Origin of the sequence: Muribaculum sp., assembly GCF_029051885.1 — a bacterium.
Lineage (GTDB): Bacteria > Bacteroidota > Bacteroidia > Bacteroidales > Muribaculaceae > Muribaculum.
The window spans coordinates 1-5469 of the sequence record NZ_JAIDKI010000171.1 but is presented as its reverse complement, the minus strand read 5'-3'; the positions used below and the strand labels follow the sequence as shown (position 1 = coordinate 5469).

The window sequence follows — 5469 nt, the reverse complement described above, 5'->3', positions numbered from 1 at the left end:
CGCAGCCCCGTGGGGTGTTTCTCAAAAGCGAGTGCAAAGTTAGACACTTTCTGCATTACCTCCAAATTTTACAACAAGAAATTTATGCTGTAAAACATACTTCTTAAACTATACTTCTATCCCTCAAACAAATAACATTTGCACTTTAACTTTTGTTCACAATTGACATTCCGCACATTTTTCCTGCATCCTAATTTGAGGAATGAATCTGACCGCTATCTGAGGATTTTTGAGTATTTTTGTGCAAAAGCATCGTTATTTACCAATCACCCCATAAAAATGAAAAAGAAGCTACTTTCTTTATGCGCTTCACTGTTGTTTTTCCACGCAATCCAGGCGGCAAACCCGGCCATACGCTTCAAACACGAGGCGACCGACACCTCGACAATAAATAATATGTTGATAGAAGCAGCCGCCAAGGTAAAGGATGCAAAGCCTGAGCAGCGCGTGGCATATATCGCAAAAATGTTTATCGACAAACCATATGTTGCCGGAACTCTTGAAGGCGACACAGAGGTATTGACCGTCAACATGGACGAGGTCGACTGCACAACATTCATCGACAATGTGGTCGCTCTGGCCTTCACATTAGGCGAAGGGCGCACATCTTGGCGCGACTTCGTATACAATCTGAAACGCATGCGCTACTATGGCGGCGAAATTAACGGATATGCCTCACGCCTACATTATATAAGTGCATGGATACTTGATAATGTACACCGTGGCAACCTCAAGGAAGCGACCAACAGCTTTGCAGAGGCCGACTATACGGTAAAGACACTCGACTTCATCAGCGCACATCACGACAAATATCCGGCGCTGAACGACTCGGCCAATCTGGCCGGGATAAAAAATATGGAACTGGGATACCGCAACCACAGGTTCCCATATATAAAGAGTTCGCGCGTGGGCAGCAAAAATGTCACCTCACAGCTCCGCGACGGCGACATAATAGCCATCACCACAAAAACGCCGGGACTCGACGTGCAGCATATGGGCATAATATCAATCGACTCCAACGGCGTCCCCCACCTGATGCATGCATCTTCTGCCGCCGGCAAGGTTGTGGTCGAATCCGCTCCACTGGCCGATTACTTCCGCAAAAACAGAAGCGCCACCGGCATAAGAGTAATACGCCTCTGCGAATAGCACCCGGCGTAGATTAATTTTTCAAAAATACATACATATATATTATATCACACTGTGCAAGCGATAATATTAGCGGCCGGAATGGGACGCCGACTGGGCGACCTGACAAAAGGACATACAAAATGTATGGTCGAAGTAAACGGAGTGACACTTATCGACAGAGTCATCACCCAATTGTCGCGCCTTGGCCTGTCGCGCCTTGTGCTTGTTGTCGGCTACCGGGGCCAACGCCTCAAGGAATACATCGGCGACCGCTACAAGGGAGTCATCGACATCGAATATGTCGACAATCCGATATACGACAAGACTAACAACATATATTCCCTCGCGCTGGCAAAAGAAAAGCTGTGTGAGGATGACACCATCCTGCTCGAGTCCGACCTAATATTCGAAGACCGCATTCTTGAAATGATTGTCAACCACCCCGACCCCAATCTCGCCCTCGTGGCAAAATACGAGACATGGATGGACGGCACGATGGTGACAATCGACTCAGAGCGCAACATCCTGAACTTCGTGCCCAAACAGGCATTCCGATATGAAGATGCCGACATATATTACAAAACCGTCAACATCTACAAATTCTCACGCGAATTCTCGCGCAACGAATATGTGCCGTTTCTCGACGCATACTCCAAGGTAATGGGCAACAACGAATACTACGAACAGGTGCTCCGCGTAATCACCATGCTCCACGACTCGACACTTAAAGCCCTGCCAGTTGCTAACGAGAAATGGTATGAAATCGACGACATACAGGACCTCGACATAGCCTCGGCCATTTTCTCACAGAACGAGACACGCTACCACGAGTACCACAAGCGATACGGTGGCTACTGGCGCTTCCCTTCCCTCCTCGACTACTGCTATCTCGTCAACCCGTTCTTCCCGCCCAAGCGCCTTATCGACGAGATGAAGGCCAACTTCACCACCCTGCTCACTGAATATCCATCGGGACAGCATGTCAACTCGCTCCTCGCCGCCAAGTATTTCGGCATACGCCAGGAATACATAATAGTAGGCAACGGAGCGGCCGAGCTCATTAAATCATTCGCAGAAAGCCATGCCCACGAACGCATCGGAGTAATATACCCTACCTTCGACGAATATCCCAACCGCCTGCCCCATGCCGAGATAATACCATATATCTCCACAAAGCCCGACTTCAGATACACAGCCGACGACCTGATGGAATACTTCGCCGACAAACGACCCGACCTGCTGTTGCTCATAAACCCCGACAATCCTTCAGGCAATTTCATCCCGGTAGCCGACGTACTCCGGCTGGCTGCATGGTGTCGCGAGCGCAATTGCGCACTCCTTGTCGACGAGAGCTTCGTTGACTTCACCCATGGATTCGAGCATAATTCGCTGCTGCACAACGATATTCTCCAATCCAACCCCAATCTGAGCGTGATGAAGTCGATAAGCAAAAGCTACGGAGTGCCAGGCCTGCGCCTTGGTGTATTTGCATCGTCCGACACCACCACAATCGCGGCAATGAAAAAAGATGTCGCCATATGGAACATCAACTCATTCGCAGAATACTACATGCAGATCTACGGCAAGTATGAGGCCGACTACATTAAGGCATGCCACAAGTTTATCGCCGAACGCGACCGGTTCTACACCCTGCTTAAGGAGATTCCCTACCTGCACGTAATGCCCTCGCAGGCCAACTATTTCCTGTGCGAAATCACCGCACGGTTCACATCAACCGAGCTGACACGCATACTGCTCGACCATGATGTGTTCGTAAGCAACTGCGCCAGAAAAAAGAACATGGGCGACAAAAACCTCGTGCGTCTCGCAGTAAGGTCCCAACACGACAACGACCGACTGATTGCCATACTCAAATCCATCTGACCAAATGAAGATAATAACCAGCTCTGAGATTGCCTCGCTCGGCATCACTCCCGGCCAATGCGTAGAATGGGTACGCGAAGCCTTCTTGATGAAAGACCGCTGCCAACTGCCGGCAAAACTATCGGTACATCCGCGCGGCAACGACTTCTTCAACACAATGCCATGCCTGCTCCCTGAGGAATACGGCCGGTTCGGATGCAAAGTCGTGTCACGAGTAAAAGGCTCACACCCGGCTCTGAAAAGTGAACTGATGCTGTTCGACACAGGCTCGGGAGAAATGATTGCCCTCGTCAACGCCGACTGGATTACAGCCATGCGCACCGGCGCCGTGGCCGCACTGGCGATTTCCACCCTAAGGAGCAGCAATGCATCGGTATATTCGTTTATCGGACTCGGAGCCATGGCCCGCGCCACCCTCGACTGCCTTATAGCCACCAACCCCGACTCCGTGCTCGACATAAGGCTGATGCGCTACAAGGACCAGGCCGAGCGCATCGCGGCAGAATATGCCTCCCACCCCAACGTACGCTTTACCATCGTAGATACCGTCGAGGCATTTGCCGACGGCAGCGATGTCATAGTGTCGTGCATTACCGATGCCGACGGACTGGTGGTCGACGACACCTCGATGTTCAAGCCCGGAGTGCTCGTGGTGCCCGTGCATACACGCGGATTCCAGAACTGCGACACCATATTCGACCGCGTTGTAGCCGACGACCGCGCCCACGTCGAGGGATTCCGCTACTTCAACGACTTCCGCGATTTCTCACAGCTGGAGGATGTGCTGAAAGGAAACCGCCCGGGACGCACATCCGACACCGAGCGCATACTCGCCTATAATATTGGCCTCGGGCTTCACGACGTACTGTTTGCCACAAAGATTCTCGAGATTATCCAATAGCCCGGAGCCAATGGCTGAAAATTTAGGAAACAAAGCTATAAAGGGCACGATATGGGCCACCATCGACCGACTGGGGTCAATGGGACTGCAATTTGCAGTCAACCTGATACTCGCACGCCTGCTTGTCCCGGCCGATTTCGGTGCGATAGGCATGATTATGATTTTTATCCTGGTAAGCCAGGTATTTGTCGACGGTGGATTCAGTTCGGCGCTGATACAGCGCAAGGATGCCGACCAGACCGACTTCTCCACGATATTTTTCTGGAACATAGGCGTCGGGGCACTGTTCTATCTGCTGATATTCATGTCAGCACCTATGATTGCCGGATACTACGGCATGCCTGTATTGCAGCCCGTATTGCGTGTGCTTGGCTCGATACTCATACTCAACGCAATAATTTCCATCCAGACAACCCGCCTGCAGAAAGCACTGTCGTTTGCCGGCCTGGCGGCCATCGACATCGTATCATCCCTCCTGGGAGGGGCCACAGCCGTAGTCATGGCCCTCTACGGCCTGGGAATATGGAGTCTGGTAGGAATGATGCTCTCGATGAGCACAATCAAGATAATAATGTTCTACTGTGTCACACGCTGGCTGCCGTCACCCGAATTCTCCCTACAGGCATTTCGCCGACTGTTCGGCTTCGGAGGCTACCTCTTCTGCGCCAACCTGCTGCAGACAGTGTGTCAGAACGTGCAGGGAATCATCATCGGCAAGCGCTTCTCGGCATCACAGATGGGCTACTACACCCAGGCCGACAAGCTCAACTCGATATCAGGCTATACACTGCCACAGATAATCGTACAGGTGATGTATCCCGTCTACTCACGTATCCAGGACAACCGACCGCTGCTTATTTCCACCATGCTGATGAATCTCCGGGTGATAGCCTTTGTCATTTTCCCCCTGCTGTTCATACTGATTCTCGTAGCCGAGCCTCTCATTGAATTCCTCTACGGCGAGGCATGGCTCCCTGCCGCCCCATATTTCCGCATACTCTGCGTGGGCAGTGTATTCATGTGCCTCACCAACATAAACTATTATGGAGTGGCGGCCGTAGGACATTCACGCGACCTTTTCATATGGAGTTTCTATAAATGGGGTGTACTGCTCGCGCTTCTCCTCATTGGAATGAACTTCGGCATGACCGCGCTCATATGGTCAATCGTCGCGAGCAACGTCAACATTTTCCTTACCAATGCCCTCCTGTCAAGGAAATGGGTCGGCATAGGCATTTTCGCGATGGCGCGCGCCGTAGTGCCCGCCGGGCTGTTGAGCACCGTCCTGCTCGCCGCCCTTATGTCGCTCCCGAGCCTCGGCATCAATCTGCACTGGGCCATACAGGCAGTAATTTTCGCTACATTATATATAACGGGGGCATGCGTGTTGCGCCTACGGGCCGTAAACGAGGCTATTGACATAGCCCGGCGCCTGAAGCCGGCATGATGAATGCATGGCGAAAGCAACATATATTATTAAGAGCTTGTTTAATAATAAATGTTACCGTCAGGGCGGTCAATCGTCGAGCAGATTTTCGCTTGTGATGAGGGAG

General features: G+C 51.5%; 4 protein-coding genes. All 4 read left to right on the top strand.

From position 1 onward, the window contains the following. The first annotated feature begins 279 nt into the window (after positions 1-279). Genes K2I50_RS07480 through K2I50_RS07465 form a run of 4 tightly spaced genes read left to right on the top strand, consistent with a single transcriptional unit; the run spans position 280 to position 5363 of the window. Positions 280-1149 (top strand): N-acetylmuramoyl-L-alanine amidase-like domain-containing protein, encoded by an 870-nt coding sequence (locus K2I50_RS07480; RefSeq protein ID WP_301025722.1) that lies wholly within the window; start codon positions 280-282, stop codon positions 1147-1149. Between the two features lie 54 nt (positions 1150-1203). Beyond that, positions 1204-3015: an aminotransferase class I/II-fold pyridoxal phosphate-dependent enzyme gene (locus K2I50_RS07475; protein ID WP_301025721.1), complete on the top strand. Its 1812-nt coding sequence runs from the start codon at positions 1204-1206 to the stop codon at positions 3013-3015. A 4-nt stretch (positions 3016-3019) separates the two neighbouring features. Beyond that, positions 3020-3916 (top strand): ornithine cyclodeaminase, encoded by an 897-nt coding sequence (locus tag K2I50_RS07470; protein ID WP_301025720.1) that lies wholly within the window; start codon positions 3020-3022, stop codon positions 3914-3916. A 10-nt stretch (positions 3917-3926) separates the two neighbouring features. After that, positions 3927-5363, top strand: a complete 1437-nt coding sequence (locus tag K2I50_RS07465; protein WP_301025718.1) for a lipopolysaccharide biosynthesis protein — start codon at positions 3927-3929, stop codon at positions 5361-5363. Positions 5364-5469: the final 106 nt, after the last annotated feature.